We start from the raw sequence: 19,206 nt of genomic DNA, 5'->3' as shown, positions 1-19,206 counted from the left end.
ATTAGTGTGGGCGTTGAATGGTAAAAGTTTTTTCGAGCGTGGCGTATTCGCCGCCGCCAAGACGAGACAGCGGATCCAGCGTCAACGCATCTACTGTCAGGCGATCGTCCTGCACGTTGAGGATGCGGTCATCGAGATACACCTGTTCGACCTTAGCAAACAGCAGCGTTTGTGGGGTCGCGCCTATCTCCTGCATTTCATAAAGTGTGCAGCCAAATGCCACCGGACATGCGGTGACGCGCGGAAGCGGAAAACCGTCGAAATCACTCAGTTCAATCCCGTTCGCCGCCACTTCCGATTCACCGTGGTCAAGTGTCGCAGCCGTTTGAGTGACGGCTTCCGCGAGGCCGACATCCGCAATGTGAATCACCAATTGGCCTCTTGCTTTGACGTTGCGTGCGGTGTCTTTCACCTCGCCAGACGGCTTTTTGCCAATCGAAATCATCAGCAGCGGCGGATGACTCGACACCGCGGTAAAGTAAGAAAAAGGGGCAAGATTGAAGTTTTGGTCGGCCGATTCGGTCAACACCCAAGCGATGGGACGAGGAACGACTGTTTGTGTCATCAGATGGTAGATCGCCGAAGGATCCCACTGGCTGAAATCAATATACATGAGCTAGTCCGTAAGCTGACAATGAGAGGAACGTGAATTCGTTTTGCAGTCTACCCGCAAACGATCTTGGATACCAAACTTTGCCGCTGCGTTGCGTGCATTTGCCGAAACGACGCTCAATAGATTGGGCAAGTGCAGGTAAGCCATTGATCAATTTATACACTATACTTTTGGTACAGATGATGCAGGGCTGCACTGTCATCCGCGATAACTCACAGCAAAGGAGACGTTATGTTTGCTAATCAACGATCGCCAAAACAGAAACCGGCAAAATCGTCGGGAAACAAAAAGCACAATCAAATCCCATTGTCGCTCACCTGATGTATCATTCACCGAACAAGACCTCGCTTCGCGGGGTCTTTTTACGACAATATTGAATAAGACGATAGCGAATAAGATGATAGCGAAAGAATAGCATGACAACTTCCTCCTCCACCCACGTGATCATCGCCGGTGCCAGCGGCCTTGTCGGTTCATGTGCACTCCACCAGTTATTGGCAACGCCTGCGATTGATGGCGTGTACGCGCTCACGCGAAAACCCTTAGCGAGCCATGAAAAACTCACCGCAATATGCGATAGCGAACTTGGCATCAAGCAGTGGGATGAGCAGCACATTGCGCCCAATTATGGCGTGATTGCGCTGGGCACAACACGCAAACAAGCAGGTTCTCAAGCCGGATTAGAAGCGGTCGATTACCACTTGGTTTGCCAGGTTGCTCAAACCATGAAAACCATCGGTGTAAAACGTTTGGCGGTGGTGTCGAGCTATGGCGCGCACCCACGCTCGCGATCTCATTACCTACGCTGCAAGGGCAAGATGGAAGAAGCCATTCGCCAAATGGGCTTTGAACACGTCACGTTTGTTCGCCCCGGCCCGTTGGTGGGTGAACGTCAGGTCGTCAGACCCGATGAAATTTGGTTGCAACGCGTGATGAAAATCGGCCAATACCTACTGTGGGGCACACTGAAAAACCTGATCCCGATTCGCGCCGAAGCGGTCGCCCAAGCGCTGCTCTACAATGTGTTTGATCGCCGCGCTCCGGCCGTATCCGTTTTGCACACCACCGACATGCAGCGTCTGCTGAAGAATTATCACTGAAACGAATATTTCACCATCGATTCGACAATAATTTGTACAACACCCTGCATTCATAACGTTTCGTTCTAAATAATGCTGTTTTTATATTTTCTATTCAGCATATGAAACGTTATGGTGCTCCCTAGATATATTCCTACTTTTTCGATATCGCGGACGGTTTCCCGCCCAGTCGATATCCACCCGTTTTAAGGATTCTCAATTATGTCAGTTGCAGCTATCGCATCGATTGCGGTATTTGTCGGCATTCTGTTCTTCTTATTTGGACAACAGAAAAAAGCCTACACCCTTTCTCGTCTTGTGTTGCTCGGTTTAGTGCTGGGCAGTGCGTTCGGTTTAGCACTTCAGCTTATCTTTGGTGAAGGCAGCTATGTCATCGGTGAAACCCTATCTTGGGTCGCGATTGTCGGCAATGGTTACGTTGGCCTGCTGAAAATGGTCATCATGCCGTTGGTCTTGGTGTCGATGATTTCTGCCGTGGTGAAACTGGATAAAAACGGGTCACTGGGTAAAATTTCCGGCCTAACGATTGCCATTTTGCTGTTGACCACCGCCATTGCAGCGCTGATCGGTATTCTGGTCACCCAAGCGTTTGGCCTAACGTCTGCGGGCCTGACGGAAGGTGCGCGTGAAACCGCTCGCATTGCCGTGCTGCAAAGCCGCGCGTCCACCGTCGCTGACCTGACCATTCCGCAAATGCTGCTGAGCTTTATTCCTACCAACCCATTTGCAGATTTGACCGGCTCACGTTCAACATCAATCATCGCCGTAGTGATCTTCGGCGTGCTCGTTGGCATTGCCGCTCGCAAAGTGATGATTGAAAAAGAGCAGCTAGAAGCACCTATTCGTACGTTTGTCGACGCGATTCAATCCATCGTCATGCGTTTGGTGAAAATGATCATGGCGCTGACGCCTTACGGCATCGCCGCGCTGATGGCAAAAGTGGTCGCAACCTCAAGCGCTGCTGACATCCTGAACCTGCTGGGCTTTATTGTGGCGTCGTACATCGCCATCGCCCTGATGTTTGTCGTTCACGGCGTGCTGGTGTCGTTTGTGGGCGTGAATCCAAAAACTTACTTCCAGAAAGTTTGGCCTGTACTGACGTTCGCGTTTACCTCGCGCAGCTCAGCGGCAACCATTCCACTGAACGTGGAAGCACAAATCACCAAACTGAACGTGTCACCAGCGATCGCAAACCTGTCAGCATCCTTTGGTGCAACGATTGGTCAGAACGGTTGTGCAGGCATCTACCCTGCGATGCTGGCTGTGATGGTTGCACCCACCATGGGCATCAACCCGCTGGACATTCAGTTCATTCTGTCACTGATTGCCATCATCGCGATCAGCTCATTTGGTATCGCGGGTGTCGGCGGTGGCGCTACTTTCGCAGCCCTGATTGTGCTGCCCGCCATGGGCCTACCTGTCACGATTGCTGCGCTGCTCATCTCGATCGAGCCATTGATTGATATGGCACGTACCGCGCTCAACGTGTCCGGTTCAATGACCGCAGGCACCATTACCAGCCGTATTTTGAACCAAACTGCCGAGAATTCAGCAGACGCAGAAGCCGCGCAAGAAGCGACGGCATAAAGCGCCATCATGAATCACCCAAAGCCGACGCTCAAACGTCGGCTTTTTTGTTGCATCACTGACCGAACATAGCCTGCCGCCGGGTTTCGAAGATGCTTAAAGACAAAAAGCACTCCGTAGAGTGCTTTAACTAAATTCAAAAACTGAATGCTCATTTGACCCCAAACTGAACTCTAAAACCAGATTCGATGTTAAATAATCAGCTGTTGGGCCTACAGGTAAGACACCGCCATTTGTGTAACTAAGATAAAGCTGATTGTTAACAACATGACACACAGCCTTTCTGCTTGGGTACAGCGCTACGGTCCCTCCGCCTCCTAACACCGAGCTCAATCTAGTGAAAATGCAGCAGTAGATATTGCCGCTACAACACTGACAGTTAAATTGCTCACTCGCTCACCTCCAAGGCATAAAAATCGCAACGAAAGGCGTTTAAAAATAGGATTCTAGAATTGTGCAATGTCCAGCAATGTAAAAGCCCCACCGATTAGGTGGGGCTTAATATCGTGGCAACGCCGTGATATTTAAGGGTGAACGTTAACACTCACTCGCTAGATATTGATTAAATCTTTTTCTTAGTTGATTTTCCAGCTACGTCCTTAGCTACTTTTTTCGCTAAAACTTTTTGGGCAGGCTGATGATATAAACCGACAACAAAGTGCTTAACATGAAACTCAGGACCATTCCCATCATTCAGTTGATGAGAAGTAGAAAAACGAAGCTTATCTACTCTCTCATCGATAATCGTTATATTTTCAGCTTCTAGGCCTTGTTTCCACTGCCCCATTACAAATTCTGGTCCTGATGATGACAAGTCATAAAAAATCATTCCACCATGATTTGCATTTACACCACCAGACGCGTAACTTCCTAACAATTGTCCAAATAATCCACCACGGCCATACGCATAGCCTCCCCATAGCTTAGCTTCACCAACCCATGTGTAGATAACATCATCTTGTGAACGAACTTCAATATGTAAATCACAATGCCCACCTTTCTGAACGTCATGCTTTGCTGAAGGATAGATATGCACCAATTGAGATAGCAGGTGATCCGTAAGCTCGTCTTCACCTTTGGCTTGGTGATGTTGTTTTCCTGATTCTGTAGTAGAAATTACGTTCTCAAGATCTGTGTAGATTCGATTAACAAATTGCTCGTAAGATGACGGGGAATGTCGTTCAAGGAGCGCTCTAATATTTTGATTTTCAGACAATATAACTTGCATACTATTGTCTAGTACCGTTTCTATAATTCGATCATTTCCGCTCATAACCCCGAAGTTACCTCTATATTGGTAACATCTTGATTCGAATCTACTTTCTGATTTAAAAATACAGGGAATACTCGTGATTGGAAATGCTCTGAGTCTATCAACTCACCTTCATAATAAAATTCACCAGCACTTAAAGCTTGTGCATAATCATTTTTACTAATGATTTCGATAACTTCAGAAAGCGATTCATCATATAGACGATATTGGACATCTAAGACTTCAAAAGGATGAATCGTGAGCATAAAAGCGGCTTCAGCTAACACTCGATCCTCATCTCGTGGAGTGGATAAAGCAGCCCTTAACCCGCCTATCGTCAATCTGTCTTGCTGACGTTGATCTTCTAGATACTCAACAATTTTTCTAGACATAGCAAAAACTGGAGAACCTGTAAGGTTCCCCAGTTCAATTAGTCGCTTTTTAGCTTGTCGCAAACTAGCTGTAGCCATATCTTATAAGTCAATTACCTAAACAAAAACGAACACTTAACTTGCATAAGGGCGAACCTTTTTAATAGCAAAATTCAAGTCTTTCATACGTGAGCATTTTGCCACTTCGAAATCTGATAAAGGCTGCGCAGTATCTAACATCGCCGCTTTACCTGCAAGATCGACTTCGACAACTGAACGTTGATCAGCGACTCCAAACGACCAACTCTTACCAACCGAGAACTTCGCATGCACATGGCCGCTAGTTTCCCCTGCACCATGATACTTATCTTGTTTCAAGCAGACTTGACCACGAGTTAGCTTTAACCTAACAGGATTGCTATCCGATGTAACATGACCCAAACGAATAATCCGACCATCAACCTCATTGTATAACGGTTCAATGGCATCAAATACATTAAGAGGATGCCCCAACGCCCCTGTAGTACTCTGTTCTACATACATTCTAGTTAAGAATAGTTGATCTCGACTTTTGTGCACAGACAGCAAGTTTTTATCAATTGATAATATCGCGCTATCCTCCTGTTCATCCCAGTAAAGCACATGGAATAATTGACGATACTCACTTGTTACGTAGTAAAAATGTGCTTGGTTATTTTTAACCAGATCCTGTCCATTTTTGTTTAAGTATTTTGTTCCATCTTCTTCTACTTCATTCTCAATAACTGTAGAAAATACAACAAATTTATAGTCGCTCCTATCTACAGTTATCACACCACTATCCATAACATGTATTTCATTTTTCTTTATACTTGCAAGTGCAATTTGATTTGTTATCGGAAATGGATAAGAGTTTGATAACACTTTGTTTGTTGTTGGCTGTAAATTTGAAAAAAAGTTGTTGAGTTCTTTTTTCCTTATCGGGTCTTTGACATCAAATAGCTCTAGATGACGGGTACCTAAGTGAATACAACTTTCACCACAACTATCAATGAAATCTGCGTGTCTTTTATCAGATGTAGCTAATAATTCAATATCAGCAAACATCTCTTTTTTTCCTTTAGGAAAGCTACGCCCAAACTGACCATTCATCGCTCTACGAGCTGGATGGTATCCTAATCGTTCGAATACAAATTTTAGCTGAGACTCAAATTTACTAGACATGAAAACCCTTTATGACTTATACAACTCAACGTACGGATAACCTTAAGTTACTATAACTAGGCAATAAATATAGTCATATGAGTATTTAGTTTCTCGACGTGTTTACCTTTTTATACGTTCATCACACTTTGCTAAAATAAGGCTGCGCTCTACAACAAACTCAGACCACTATGTGACACCACTTCCCTCTCAATCATTTCCATCAACGCCCACATCGTTGCGTTCATCTGATAGACAACGGGCGACCTCTTCCAAAATTGGGTGATAGCTTTTAAACATGGAATAAAGTGCAGGCGAAACGGGTTTCTTGGTTCCACGGCACACGGCCATTAATACTCCTGCTGCTGCGCCTCGCTCTCTGGCAAACATTTCTATGCGAGGAACATCGCATGTCCTAGCATTTTTCAACCACGTGCGGTGACGAGCGACAACGGCCTAAGCCGCCATCATGAATCACCCAAAGCCGACGCTTAAACGTCGGCTTTTTTGTTGCATCACTGACCGAACATAGCCTGCCGCCGGGTTTCGAGATTGCCATGTCCAGTGCGGAATGTTCTAATAACCGTTCAATAATTTTTAAATCAGCGACTTGGTAAACAAACATGCAGCAACAGCAGCCCACTTATTTTTTCTTTGACTATGAGACGTGGGGCACCAGCCCGGCCAAAGACCGTCCGAGTCAGTTTGCTGGTGTGCGCACAGACATGGAGTTTAATATCATCGGTGAGCCGTTGGTGATTTACTGCCAATTGCCATCAGATTACCTACCGGCGCCAGAAGCCGCGCTGATTACTGGTATCATTCCGCAAAAAGCGATGGCGCAAGGGCTGCCTGAGCCCGAATTCATCGCCAAAATTCACGCCGAGTTATCGACACCAAACACCACAAGCCTTGGGTACAACAGCATTCGTTTCGACGATGAAGTCACCCGCTATACCTGTTATCGCAACTTCCTTGACCCGTATGCTTGGAGCTGGCAAAACGGCAACTCCCGCTGGGATTTACTGGATGTGATGCGTGCATGTCACGCATTGCGCCCGGAAGGTGTGGTGTGGCCAGAAAACGACGAAGGGTTTACCAGCTTCAAACTGGAGCATTTGTCAAAAGCCAACGGCATTGAGCACGAAAATGCGCACGATGCGATGGCGGATGTGATTGCGACGATTGAACTGGCGAAAAAAGTCAAAGCCGCGCAACCCAAGCTGTTTGAGTATTTCTTCTCGATGCGTCATAAACGCAAGCTCAATGAACTGATTGATATTGTCAACATGACGCCGCTGATGCATGTCTCTGGCATGTTGGGCCGTGAATGCCAATACACCAGTTGGATTGTGCCGATTGCTTGGCACCCGACCAACCAAAACGCGGTCATTGTGGTGGATTTAGCCAAAGACCCGCAGCCGCTGCTCGATTTGGATGTGGAATCACTGCACGCGCGTTTATACACTCGTCATGACGATTTAGCGCCGGATGAATTGCCTGTGCCCGTCAAGCTGGTTCATCTCAACAAGTGTCCGATTCTAGCCCCGGCGAAAACGCTCACCGCCGAAAATGCCGCCACCATCGGCATCGACCGCGAACTGTGCTTGGCCAACTTGGCACGCATTCGTCAGTCTCCCGATATTCGCGAAAAACTGGCGGCGCTGTTTAGTATTGAGCGCGAATTTGAAGCCTCGAACGATGTAGATACGCAGCTCTATGACGGGTTCTTCTCCCCTGCAGATAAAGCTGCGATGGAAATTATTCGTTCCACGAATCCTGAACTGCTCGGCGAGTTGGATATCACGTTCAGCGACAAACGCATTGAACCTCTGCTGTTTCGTTACCGCGCGCGCAACTTCCCGTGGACGCTCGACGACGAAGAGCAACGCCGCTGGGCGAACCATTGTCGCGATTACTACGAAACACATCTGCCTGATTACATGCTGAACCTGGAAAATCTGGTGCATGAACATGAAAGTGATGAAAAGAAAATCGCGATTCTCAAATCCGTTTACCAATACGTAGAGAAGCTAGCCTCTTAGTTTCTGAGTTTATTTGATTGCAATTACGGCTGACATTCTCATGGTAAAAACCATCGCACAATATGTGGTCTCAATCGGGTTGATCTTCCTGTGCCTGCTGGCCGGTGTGAACCTGCAAAGCTGGCTCGGCGTGTCCGTTCCCGGCAGCATCATCGGCATGCTGATTCTGTTCTCCTTGTTGGCTAGTGGCCTCGTTCCCGTGGAATGGGTCAAACCCGGAGCCAATCTGTTCATTCGCTACATGGTGCTGCTGTTTGTGCCGGTCAGTGTGGGCTTGATGGCACATTTTGATATGTTGGTCGCCAACGCATGGACCATCATTGCCAGCGCCATTGGCGGCACCACTTTGGTGATCGTCACGCTTGGTGTCTGCTTGGATCGTTTTCTCAAGCGAGGTAAGAAATCATGTGGTTGATTGTCACCCTCATCGTCTTCTTCTTCGCTCGTTGGGTGGCGAAGAAAGGCAATTCACCGTTCTTGAATCCTTTGCTGATTTGTATCGCGATCATCATTCCGGTGCTGATGTACCTGAAGGTGCCGTTTGAAACCTACTATGCCGACAACAAATGGTTGAGCGACTTGCTACAACCCGCCGTGGTGGCACTCGCCTATCCACTGTATGAGCAACTGCCTCAGATCCGTGCCAACTGGCGTTTGGTGATGCTGGCCTGTGGCGTGGGCAGTGTGATGTCGATGTTGACCGCCAGCTTGATCGCGGTGAGCATGAAAGCTGAAATCAGCTTGATCGCCGCCTTGATGGGCAAATCCGTCACCACGCCGATTGCCATGGAAGTCGCCAGTAACCTTGGCGGTGAGCCGGCGGTGGCCGCCATTCTGGTGCTCATGGTTGGTCTGTTTGGCGCGATTCTCGCCTACCCCATTTACAAAGTGCTCAACGTGACACACCCGATTGCTCGCGGCCTGACGATGGGCACTGTGTCCCACGCATTGGGCACCGCCAGCTGCGCAGAAAGAGACCCGCGCGATGCGGCCTTCAGTTCTCTGGCGTTGGTGCTGTGCGGCGTCATCACCTCGATTCTCGCACCAAGCCTATTTGGATTCGCGATCTGGCTCTCCGTCCTCTAAACTCATGGAAACTTTGTGGCCTCTGTCGATGTTCGTGACGCGATCATCGACGGACTTCACTCTTTCGCCTTGTGCAATCGATGACATGTGTGACATCACTCTAATTATGAAAACTGAAATGTCGTTACATTCATTTATGTGACAAAAATCTCAGTAAAGCTGCATCGGTTGCCTAAAATGAAGTTCAATACATTATTAAGGATTCTTTATGAAAAGCCGTATTGAACAGGCGCTAGCGGGCATGCCGAAGCCAATCGCAGAGTTTCTGACTCCGATCACCTTGGCTGATGATTTTGACGCTACCCTTTCTCCCGACCAGTTCAACCAACTGCTTTCCATTTCGGAAATGAGTGATGCTGATCTGCGTGTGACTTTGCTTCCTTTGGCAGCGGCCTACGCCTATGTGCCTATCTCCAAGTTTTATGTCGGTGCCATCGTGCGTGGCCTGTCGGGTCGCCTCTACTTCGGCGGCAACATGGAGTTTTCTGGAGTGCAACTGGGTCAAACCATTCACGCTGAACAAGCGGCCATCAGCCATGCTTGGATGAAAGGCGAAGAAGGTTTGGCGGACATTACCGTCAACTACAGCCCATGTGGTCACTGCCGTCAGTTCATGAATGAATTGAACACATCGAAAACGCTGTCAATTCAACTGCCACAACGTGAAGAAAAGTCGTTGCAATACTACTTGCCAGAATCGTTTGGCCCAGCAGATTTAGGCATTGAATCGGCGCTGATGGCCAACGTCAATCATGGCAAAACCAGCGACGATGAAGAACCATTGGTGCAGAAAGCACTAGTTGCCCTGAACCGCAGCCACGCGCCATACACCGCCAATCTGAGCGGCGTAGCGCTGCAAACCACCAGCGGTCAGCAGTATCTGGGTGCGTACGCGGAAAATGCGGCGTTCAACCCAAGCTTGCCTCCATTGCAAGTGGCTTTGATTCAATTGCGCATGGCGGGTGAAACATTCGACACTATCGAAAGTGCCGCGCTGGCTGAAATGGCCGAAGGCAGCATCAGCCACTTGGCAGATACCCAATCCACACTGGAAGCCATAAATCCGGACATTCCACTGTCGTATCTGTCACTGTAACGCTCGGTGCCCCAAAGAATGATATCCACGAAAAAGCCAGACACCGTCTGGCTTTTTCTTTTCGCTCTTACCTTTATGCCGACGTTTCTTCACCATTTCCCGTCAGCGTTCCCTCTTTCAATGACGAAACGTTTCCAATGCCAGCGCTGCATCCATCGGTTTGTAGAAGTAATAGCCTTGAATTTCATCCACGTTCCACACGTTGAGCTTTCTCAGCTGTGACGCGTTCTCAACCCCTTCGGCCACCGTGGTTAGCCCGAGTTCTTGTGACATGTTGATGATATTGCGAATCAGCGATTTGGCTTTCTCATTGGTGTCTAAACCATCGATGTACGACTTGTCCAGTTTGACAATATCCAGTGGAAAATTACACAACGAACTGAACGATGAGTAACCCGTACCAAAATCATCCAGCGCCAATTGAACGCCAAGCGCTTTAATGGCATCCATGCGCTGCTGCGTCTCTTCTTCAACCCCCATCAGAATGCTTTCCGTCAGCTCTAGCACCAATTGACCGGCTTCAAGTTGATACTGCGCGATCACGTTGCGCAGCGTATCAACCAAACTGCTGTGATAAAAATGCGGGCTGGAGATGTTGACGTGAATGCTCACCATCTGCTTGTTGTGGCCTTGCGCTTGTTGAAACGTTTGCAAAAATGCACACGCTTGGTCAAGAATTTGCTCACCGAGTTCCACAATCAGTTTTCGCTGTTCGGCCAGTGGCACAAACACGGCAGGCGACACCATTCCAAATTGCGAATGTTTCCAGCGCGCCAAGGCTTCAAAGCCAACTAACTGGCCGGATGCGGCTTTCACAATCGGTTGATAATGAGCAATGATTTCGCGATTTTTCAGTGCAGCCACGATGTCGCGATTGAGGATCTGCACTTCTTGGCTTTGCTCAAACTGTTCTGGCGTCACGACGTTCAGCGAATGTGCCACCGACGACGACCGATTCATGACGGTGTAGTAACCACAATGGACGATATTTTCAAAGTTCTCAAAATCGATGGAAGACGGCAGCAACGCCCCTTTGAGCCCAAGGTCGAGCTCCATCTCCGCCAAACTGATCTTCGCGCGATACGCTGACAGAATGTGGCTGCCCATCGACTCCACGCGATTCAGCGGGCCGGAGCAGCAGACGATAAACTCATGTTCACTGATCCGCCCTACATCTTCGCGGCTAAAATAACGCTTCAAACTGTCGGCGATGTGGCGCACGCACGCATCGTAGAGTTCATGACCATACACTTCATCAATCTCTTTGAGCCGGGTCGCGTTAAAGTAGATGACGGAAAATTCAAGCCCTTCGGACTGATGACGAAACAGGCGGCGAACACAATGAATGAGTGTGGGACGATTGAGTAAGCCGGAAATTGGATCGTATTGCGTCAGCGTTTGAATCAATTCCGCCTGCTGCTTTTGCTCACTGATATCTTGCACCGCCAACATCACCGAAGACGTATCGCCATCTTGCAGAATCGTGGCTTCTATCGAGCAGGCAATTTCTGTCATGTCAGATCGCAGCATCATGGCTTCGAATGTGTTTTGCCCCTTGTCGAGCATCGCGAAAAACTGCTCCACCGCGCAGTCAGCATTGCTGGTGCCGCAAATCGCCTCCAGCGTTTTGCCAATCAAGGTGTCACGTGAGTAGCCGAGTAACTCCAATGTAGCCGGATTAACATCCACAATGACTTTTTCATTCAGCAAAATCATGCCCACCGACTGGCCGTGATAAAGCGCTTCAAACTTTTGCAGCGTCGCTTTCAACTGATCTTGCGCTTGATTGGACGAGCGCGCCAGCGACTCCACCAACTGAGTTATGCGTTCAAACTCATCTTGGCGAGTATCCGATTGCAATGGCACGCTGCCGAGCAGCGCCTCGATATTCTGTTCAAAATGGGTGAAGCGTTTGCCCACTTTGTCTTTAAACAACCAGTACACGACCGCCGAAATCAACGATGTCACCACCAATAGGCTGAGGATCATATAGAAAAAAACATATTCACCTTTCTGGTAGTACAAGCGCGGCTCCCACGTTTTGAGGATCGCCACTTCGCTGCCACTCAAATCTCGAATCGACGCGTAGTGAACCAATTCGTCATCGGTTCTGAGTATCGAATGGGGGTTGTCGTCAACCCCAAAGGCTTCGTGCACGCCAGAGATGGCGTTGGGATCGGTCAGCAGTTGGCTCTGTGCCATCAATAATTCTTGATACAAAGCGGGGAAAGAACGCGTGAGTAGTTGTCCCCAGAGCATCCAGCCCACGGTCTCAGATTCGCCATTACTGTCACGAACGGGGGTGATGGTGATGATCCAGACTTGTTGGTTCACTTTGACCAGCCCCGCTTCGCTGCGTTTTTGGCTGTCTAAGCGTGTCGACATTTGCTGCAGAAACGCATGCAAACTTGATGTGGCAAGCAGAGCGGGTACATCGACGTGCTCATCGTCGCTGCGACGCAATGTGGCAACGGATGTGTAGTCGGGCCGCATAAAGACCATCAGATCGATGGTCAACGCATCGAGCGATTCCTGCGATAAATTTCGATCAATATACTCGGGATTGTCATCAATCAGCAGACGGTAGGTTTCGTCCCAGTAAGCCCAATCATACGAGTTCTTTTCTTGACGACTCACCAACGACTGAATCACCGCCTGCGCTTGGTCGCTGGCGCGGTGAATCTCCATATCTTCAAGTTCATTGAGACTAAACAGGAAAAAGTAACGGGTGACAAATAGGCAGCTCAATAGTACGGCCATGATACCCAATGAGAACAGCAGCACCGTTTTCGTGTGCAGTTTGACTAAGCGAAAGCGAGACATCTCAGTCCTCTGAATGTTAGCAATGGCTAAGTGTTAGTAATAGCTAAAATTCTAATCGTTAATATATCGAATTGAAATGATTCACGCCGCGTTTCTATTGTTCGAGCATCAAAACGCGATGAGATGCGCTGCTTATCCGATTCAAATGCTGTCTTGGCGTGCTTTCGCGACATATGGCAGCACAGCCCACCACACATCGTGGGCTACGCAGATTAAAAACCGTATAAAAAGTTGAGGTTGATTGAACGAAGCTCCATGTCGATGCCATCAAACGTGTCGTCGTAGAGCATGCGGTACTCCACATCCAAAATGAACGGCGTGCGGTTTTTGATACGCATGCCCACGCCGTAGGTAAAGTCTGTGCCGTGTTCGTCAAATCCATCTTTGGCAAGCAAACTCAACCCTGCCACCGCGTAAAAGTTGAAGTATTCATGAATGGGTAAGATACCGCGCGCCAACAACGACGCTTGTGTATCGTAGAGATCATCGTGTCGAGAGACGCGAAACAGTTCACGCCCTTCAATGGCAAAATATTTGATCGGTTGATAACCGAACACTAACCCGAGTGAGGTCACGTCCGCTTTGTCTTCCGAGACAATGTCGTAACTCTCACTTTCCAATTCGGTAAAACTCGCGCCAAGCCCGATGTAAAACCGATCAAAGTTATCGGTGCTGGCCACACTGCCACTGCTGACGACAACAAGCCCTAATCCGATTGCTACGAAGGATGATTTCATACGCTGATTCCTTATTGTTGTAGTAATCAAAAGCTTAGTTGAGCGACACCGTTAATCGACTTCTTATCCCTGACTTTGATTGCACTTTTTGGCGATAGCCCATGGTTGCCAACGACACGCCTCGGCGCCACACGCTGCACGAATCCCCCATCGAATCCGTGACGCTGGTGAAAAACCCTGCTAATTTGAACACCTTATGTGGCGTAACTTAGGTAAGGACACCGATGTTTGAACAGGTCGTGAGTATTCTTTTTCCCGTGATGGCTCTGGTGTGCGTGGGTTATGCGATTGGGCGTTGGCTCAAACCCGATTTTCGCCCTATCAACCGCATCAACATGGATACGTTTCTGCCCGCCTTGGTGTTTTCTTCACTGGCGACCATGCCATTAGACACCGCGCAACTGCCGCTGATTTACGCTTCACTCATTGCGGTGTTGGTGCCCGGATTACTGATGATCCCATTGTGTAAAATCGGCGGCTGGAACTTTAAAGCATGGGCGCCGCTGCATATGTTTCGCAACAGCGGTAACCTCGCCATTCCGCTGTTTACTTATACGTTTGGGGAAACCGCGCTCGCTTCGGCGGTGTTGCTGTTTGTGGTTTCCGCGTGCTTGCACATCAGCTTGGGGCTTGCGCTGCTCAGTAAAGGCGGGTCATTTCGTCAGATTTTCACTGCACCTGTATTCATCGCGACCGTGATTGCCATGCTGTTTAACTTATCGGGCACGCCCGTATGGACGCCACTTTACGAAGCAACCACCCTGCTGGGCCAAGCGGCGGTGCCCGTGATGCTGCTGTCGTTGGGCGCTCAGATGACCAACATGCGCCTGTCGGGTTTACGGGTTGGGTTGATCTCAACTGCGCAATCACTCGCCACCGGCGCCGTCGCATTTACCCTCATCTACATCTTGATTCCTTTGCCCACCATGCAGTTGCAAATGATGGTACTGTTTACCATGTTGCCTCCTGCGGTCATGAACTATCTGTTCGCCGAACGGTTTCATATTGAGCCAACCAATGTGGCGTCCATGGTGCTATTTGGCAACTTCTTGTGCGTTGTGACCCTCCCCCTGCTGCTGATCTTTGCGCTGTCGCTGGAAAGCGGTGTTATGTAAAGATAAGTCAACCCAAGTAAAACAAGATAAAGTCGATTCCGTCTTTTCATTGACCGATCTAATCTATACCCACAACAAATGAAAGGACTTAGATCATGAAAACAATTGCGTTCATTATCAGTTTGTTATGGTTACCCAATGTCTTGTTCACCTGGGAGCCAGAGGCAAGCTTTTTCTATTGGCGTCACCAACTAATCCTGCTGACTGGTGCGATCGGGTTTGCCTACATGGCCGTCGCGATGGTGTTGGCGATGCGGTTGCCCAAAGTGGAAGAGTTTGTCAACGGACTCGACAAAGGCTACGCCATTCACAAACAGATGGGGATCGGCGCGCTCGTAGCCCTAGTAGCGCACTGGATCATGATTGAATCTCCTAAGTGGCTCATCAGCCTAGGCCTGTTAGCCGCACCGCAACGTCGTGCACGGTTAGGGCAAGCCATCGAGGGCATCAACTGGATGCATTGGGGGAAAGTCGTCGGCGAATACAGCTTTTATGTGTTTGTTATCTTCGTCGCGATTAGCCTATTTCAAGCCATCAGTTACCGCCGTTTTCGTTTCACTCACAAACTAGCAGGCGCGATTTTCCTCGCCGGTGCGTTCCACTCGGTGGCCGTGCTGGATTATCAATGGAGTGCCGCGACCTTAAACACGCTGGTTTGGGTTTGCGCGGCAGTCGGTTCACTGTGCGCCGTGCTGTCACTCAGCGGCCAAATTGGTCGCCGTCGCAAAGTGAATGGTCAAGTGTCATTGGTGCAACACGTGGTGGATGACAGCAATGATTATCGTGTGCTGCATATCGGCATCACGTTGGATAAGCCGTTGGATTACCGTGCAGGTCAATTCGCTTACCTCGATTTTCACGATGGCGAAGCGCCTCACCCCTTCTCTATCTTGAAGTACGATGCGTTCACCCAACACGTTGAATTTGCGATGAAAGATCTGGGCGATTACACCCATCACCTGTTCACCACCCTGCAACAAGGGCATGCGGTCACTGTCGAAGGTGGTTACGGACGTTTCCAAGTCCCTGCCGACGTGCAACAAGTGTGGGTGGGCGCCGGGATCGGGATTGTGCCGTTTGTCGCGTGGTTGCAACACCTGACACAACAACCGCATTCATCAGGACGTCATATTGAATTGTTCTACTGCCGTGATAACAACAAACAGCAGTATTTCGTCAAACTCTTGGAGCGCTTCGTCAGCAACTTGCCGAACGTGAACCTGCACGTCTACACCTCGGCCAACAACGAACGATTGTGTGCCGAACGCGTGGCAGAGCACCTCAACCTCACACAGGCGAGTGTCAGTTTCTGTGGCCCAGCAGGCTTTGCTTCCAGCTTGAAAAATCAGTTGATTGGCATGGGGTTACCGCAACAAAACTTTCATTCCGAACGGTTTGCGATGCGTTAATTTTGCTCACGACACACCTAACGCAAACGTTTGCTTTTTTAGCAAATTCCAGTATGATTGCCGCTGTTTTTACTCAGGGTATTCCCAGTATCGCTGTGATACTGGGAATCGATGCATCACTATAAGGATTTTCGCTCTATGTTGGGGACTGCGACTCGAAACAGTGCTAAACGCGTGCTGTTGCTTGGCTCTGGTGAACTTGGTAAAGAAGTGGCGATTGAGTGCCAGCGTTTAGGCTTGGAAGTGATTGCCTGCGATCGTTATGAACATGCGCCAGCGATGCAAGTCGCGCACCGCAGCCATGTATTCGATATGCTCGATGCAAACGCATTGCAACAGGTGATTGATTTAGAAAAACCGCATTACGTGGTACCCGAAATTGAAGCGATCGCCACCAGCAAACTGGTGGAATTGGAAGCGCAAGGGCTGAACGTGGTTCCCACGGCAAATGCGACGCGTCTCACCATGAACCGTGAAGGCATTCGTCGCCTCGCGTCTGAAGAACTTTCTCTGCCGACGTCCCCATATCAGTTTGCTGACAACTATGACGATTTCGTCGCGGCGGTTGAATTCGTCGGTATTCCTTGTGTATGTAAGCCGGTCATGAGCTCATCGGGCAAAGGCCAGAGCGTGATTAAGACCGCGGAAGATGTAGAAAAAGCGTGGCAATACGCGCAAGAAGGTGGCCGCACAGGCGCTGGCCGTGTGATTGTTGAAGGCTTTATCGATTTTGATTACGAAATTACGCTGCTGACCGTGCGCGCGGTCGATGGCGTTCATTTCTGCGCGCCAATCGGACACCGTCAAGAAGACGGGGATTACCGTGAATCTTGGCAGCCACAAGCGATGTCAGAAAATGCACTCAAAGCAGCGGAATACGTGGCAGAACAAATCGTCAACGCACTGGGCGGCTATGGTTTGTTTGGTGTTGAGCTGTTTGTTAAAGGCGACCAAGTGATCTTCAACGAAGTCTCCCCTCGCCCTCACGACACCGGCATGGTGACGTTGGTCTCTCAAGATGTATCAGAGTTCGCACTGCATGTGCGTGCATTTAGCGGCTTACCGATTGGCGAGATCACGCAATACGGCCCTGCTGCATCCGCGGCGATTCTTGGTCAAGGCACCTCAAGCGATATTCAATTCTCCGGTTTAGACGATGCGTTGTGTGTCCCGAACTCGCAAATCCGCCTGTTCGGCAAACCCGAAATCAACGGTCGCCGCCGCCTAGGTGTGGCGCTGTCTCGAGGGAAAACCACCACTGAAGCTACAACTCGCGCGATTGAATGCGCCAAAGCAGTCAAGATCCACTACTGAGTATCCGTAGTATCAGAAAACACAAAGCGCGCCATTGAGCGCGCTTTTTTGTCACGTGATGAAGCGATCAGTCGTTGACAAGTTGACTCACCGTATCCGCAACATTCTGCGCACCGTGTCGAATCTCGTCGATGAGCGCTTGGGTCGCTTGCAATTGTTGATTGCATTCAATGACCTTGCGCTGAATTTCCGTCATGGTTTGCTCTGACACTTGGGTCAATTCGCTGTTCCGTTTCACGATGTTGCCAATTTCATCCGTCGCGTGCGATGTGTTCGCCGCCAGTTTACGCACTTCATCGGCCACCACCGCAAACCCACGGCCATATTCACCGGCTCTTGCCGCTTCAATCGCAGCGTTTAACGCCAACAAATTGGTTTGGTCGGCAATGGTCGAAATGGTGGTGACGATTTGCGATATTTGCTGTGACTGTTCGGTCAGTTTCTCCATCAACGACGACGCTTGCTCTACCGAGCCGTCAATCTGGTTCGCCACATCCGCGGCGACATCTAAGGTTTTCGCGCCATCATTGGCAATGTCCAACGTTTCAAGCGACGTGCGCTGCGCCACCTTCGACGCCTGTTGAATCGCCTGTAAATGATGAATACGTGCTGTGATTTCACTAGCGAATTTCACCACCCGCACCACATTGCCCTGCTGATCTTTGATCGGGTTGTAGGTGGCTTCCAACCAAATCACATCACCATTTCGATTGCGACGTTCAAACAGTCCGGATTTGAATTCACCACGAGCCAATGATGGCCAAAAATCGGGATTGTTCTGCATGAACGCCTCACTGCAAAATAGGCGATGGTGCTGGCCTTGAATCTCACGCAGTGAGTACCCCACGCAGCGACAGAAATTATCATTGGCATTGAGGATCTGCCCCTGCGGGGTGAATTCGATGTACGCCAACGACGTTTTTAGTGCTTCAAAAATGGCGGCTTGGCTATCGAGCTGCAATTTTTCTTCGGTGACATCGCTGGCCACTTTGACCACTTTCACCACGCGGCCCTGTTCATCGACCACCGGCACGTACGTGGCTTCAATCCAGATGTCTTGACCATCTTTACGCACGCGGCGAAACGTCCCGTGTTGCGGGTTGCCCTGCGCCAATTCACGCCAAAAATTTTGATACGATGCCGATGAAGTCAGTTGCTTATCACAAAAAAGACGATGGTGTTGGCCTTGCACTTCGTCAAGCGAGTATCCCATCGCGCTGAGAAACAGTTCGTTGGCCGTAAGAATACGGCCATCACTGGAAAATTCGATATACGGTACGCGATGTTTAATCGCAGTGAGCACCATACTGGCAGAGCGCATGGCGTCGAGTTGAGCTTGGTGATTCTGTTCTTGTTTACGGCTGCTAAAAAGAAACATACTAGGACCTCATGGTATTGCGGGAGAGCCCGCCACAATCGGAAAATTTGAGATGATTTGCAGCATTCTTCATGCGCTGCTTATTTTTCAACCTAGCG

The 19,206-nt window shown here is 49.3% G+C and carries 16 protein-coding genes; 9 read left to right on the top strand and 7 right to left on the bottom strand.

Going from position 1 to position 19,206, the window contains the following annotated elements:
* Position 1 precedes the first annotated feature (1 nt).
* Positions 2 to 613, bottom strand: a complete 612-nt coding sequence (locus ACF8PK_RS08675; RefSeq protein ID WP_392440781.1) for a flavin reductase family protein — start codon at positions 611 to 613, stop codon at positions 2 to 4.
* Between the two features lie 416 nt (positions 614 to 1,029).
* Between ACF8PK_RS08675 and ACF8PK_RS08670 the strand changes: the two genes are divergently transcribed.
* Both ACF8PK_RS08670 and ACF8PK_RS08665 read left to right on the top strand, forming a co-directional pair.
* Positions 1,030 to 1,713, top strand: coding sequence for an NAD(P)H-binding protein (locus tag ACF8PK_RS08670; RefSeq protein WP_004726193.1), 684 nt, complete (start codon positions 1,030 to 1,032; stop codon positions 1,711 to 1,713).
* Positions 1,714 to 1,914: 201 nt separating this feature from the next.
* A complete protein-coding gene (locus ACF8PK_RS08665; protein ID WP_143679099.1) occupies positions 1,915 to 3,300 on the top strand; it encodes an L-cystine transporter in 1,386 nt (461 codons plus the stop codon).
* A 562-nt stretch (positions 3,301 to 3,862) separates the two neighbouring features.
* Here ACF8PK_RS08665 and ACF8PK_RS08660 read toward each other — a convergent pair.
* Genes ACF8PK_RS08660 through ACF8PK_RS08650 form a run of 3 tightly spaced genes read right to left on the bottom strand, consistent with a single transcriptional unit; the run spans position 3,863 to position 6,126 of the window.
* Positions 3,863 to 4,573 carry a hypothetical protein gene (locus ACF8PK_RS08660; RefSeq protein ID WP_392440779.1) on the bottom strand — a complete coding sequence of 237 codons (711 nt, stop codon included), beginning with the start codon at positions 4,571 to 4,573 and terminating at the stop codon, positions 3,863 to 3,865.
* Positions 4,570 to 5,022, bottom strand: coding sequence for a hypothetical protein (locus tag ACF8PK_RS08655; RefSeq protein ID WP_392440777.1), 453 nt, complete (start codon positions 5,020 to 5,022; stop codon positions 4,570 to 4,572). The genes ACF8PK_RS08660 and ACF8PK_RS08655 overlap by 4 nt, the downstream gene beginning before the upstream one ends.
* A gap of 36 nt (positions 5,023 to 5,058) precedes the next feature.
* Positions 5,059 to 6,126, bottom strand: coding sequence for a hypothetical protein (locus tag ACF8PK_RS08650; protein ID WP_392440776.1), 1,068 nt, complete (start codon positions 6,124 to 6,126; stop codon positions 5,059 to 5,061).
* A 602-nt stretch (positions 6,127 to 6,728) separates the two neighbouring features.
* Between ACF8PK_RS08650 and sbcB the strand changes: the two genes are divergently transcribed.
* The 4 genes from sbcB to cdd all read left to right on the top strand — a co-directional run bounded on the left by sbcB (position 6,729) and on the right by cdd (position 10,332).
* Positions 6,729 to 8,150: an exodeoxyribonuclease I gene (sbcB, locus tag ACF8PK_RS08645; RefSeq protein WP_232658670.1), complete on the top strand. Its 1,422-nt coding sequence runs from the start codon at positions 6,729 to 6,731 to the stop codon at positions 8,148 to 8,150.
* Between the two features lie 40 nt (positions 8,151 to 8,190).
* Positions 8,191 to 8,565, top strand: a complete 375-nt coding sequence (locus ACF8PK_RS08640) for a CidA/LrgA family protein (RefSeq protein ID WP_004726196.1) — start codon at positions 8,191 to 8,193, stop codon at positions 8,563 to 8,565.
* Positions 8,556 to 9,236, top strand: a complete 681-nt coding sequence (locus ACF8PK_RS08635) for an LrgB family protein (RefSeq protein WP_392440774.1) — start codon at positions 8,556 to 8,558, stop codon at positions 9,234 to 9,236. The genes ACF8PK_RS08640 and ACF8PK_RS08635 overlap by 10 nt, the downstream gene beginning before the upstream one ends.
* Positions 9,237 to 9,444: 208 nt before the next feature.
* A complete protein-coding gene (cdd, locus tag ACF8PK_RS08630) occupies positions 9,445 to 10,332 on the top strand; it encodes a cytidine deaminase (RefSeq protein ID WP_014205226.1) in 888 nt (295 codons plus the stop codon).
* A 117-nt stretch (positions 10,333 to 10,449) separates the two neighbouring features.
* On the opposite strand, the gene ACF8PK_RS08625 is transcribed toward cdd, so the two are convergent.
* A complete protein-coding gene (locus ACF8PK_RS08625) occupies positions 10,450 to 13,155 on the bottom strand; it encodes an EAL domain-containing protein (RefSeq protein WP_392440773.1) in 2,706 nt (901 codons plus the stop codon).
* Positions 13,156 to 13,367: 212 nt separating this feature from the next.
* A complete protein-coding gene (locus ACF8PK_RS08620) occupies positions 13,368 to 13,892 on the bottom strand; it encodes an outer membrane beta-barrel protein (protein ID WP_014205228.1) in 525 nt (174 codons plus the stop codon).
* A 224-nt stretch (positions 13,893 to 14,116) separates the two neighbouring features.
* On the opposite strand from ACF8PK_RS08620, the gene ACF8PK_RS08615 reads away from it, so the two are divergent.
* The 3 genes from ACF8PK_RS08615 to purT all read left to right on the top strand — a co-directional run bounded on the left by ACF8PK_RS08615 (position 14,117) and on the right by purT (position 17,730).
* Complete coding sequence (locus ACF8PK_RS08615; protein ID WP_004726202.1) at positions 14,117 to 15,007, top strand: AEC family transporter; 891 nt, start codon at positions 14,117 to 14,119, stop codon at positions 15,005 to 15,007.
* A gap of 95 nt (positions 15,008 to 15,102) precedes the next feature.
* Positions 15,103 to 16,416: a ferric reductase-like transmembrane domain-containing protein gene (locus ACF8PK_RS08610; protein ID WP_392440771.1), complete on the top strand. Its 1,314-nt coding sequence runs from the start codon at positions 15,103 to 15,105 to the stop codon at positions 16,414 to 16,416.
* A gap of 138 nt (positions 16,417 to 16,554) precedes the next feature.
* Positions 16,555 to 17,730 (top strand): formate-dependent phosphoribosylglycinamide formyltransferase, encoded by a 1,176-nt coding sequence (purT, locus tag ACF8PK_RS08605; RefSeq protein ID WP_004726204.1) that lies wholly within the window; start codon positions 16,555 to 16,557, stop codon positions 17,728 to 17,730.
* A gap of 67 nt (positions 17,731 to 17,797) precedes the next feature.
* Here purT and ACF8PK_RS08600 read toward each other — a convergent pair whose 3' ends face one another.
* Positions 17,798 to 19,108: a PAS domain-containing methyl-accepting chemotaxis protein gene (locus ACF8PK_RS08600; protein WP_055466765.1), complete on the bottom strand. Its 1,311-nt coding sequence runs from the start codon at positions 19,106 to 19,108 to the stop codon at positions 17,798 to 17,800.
* Between the last annotated feature and the right edge of the window lie 98 nt (positions 19,109 to 19,206).

Source organism: Vibrio sp. CJQ_6 (genome assembly GCF_043106745.1).
In the GTDB taxonomy this organism is placed as follows: domain Bacteria; phylum Pseudomonadota; class Gammaproteobacteria; order Enterobacterales; family Vibrionaceae; genus Vibrio; species Vibrio furnissii.
This window is presented reverse-complemented; position numbering and strand designations above follow the sequence as displayed.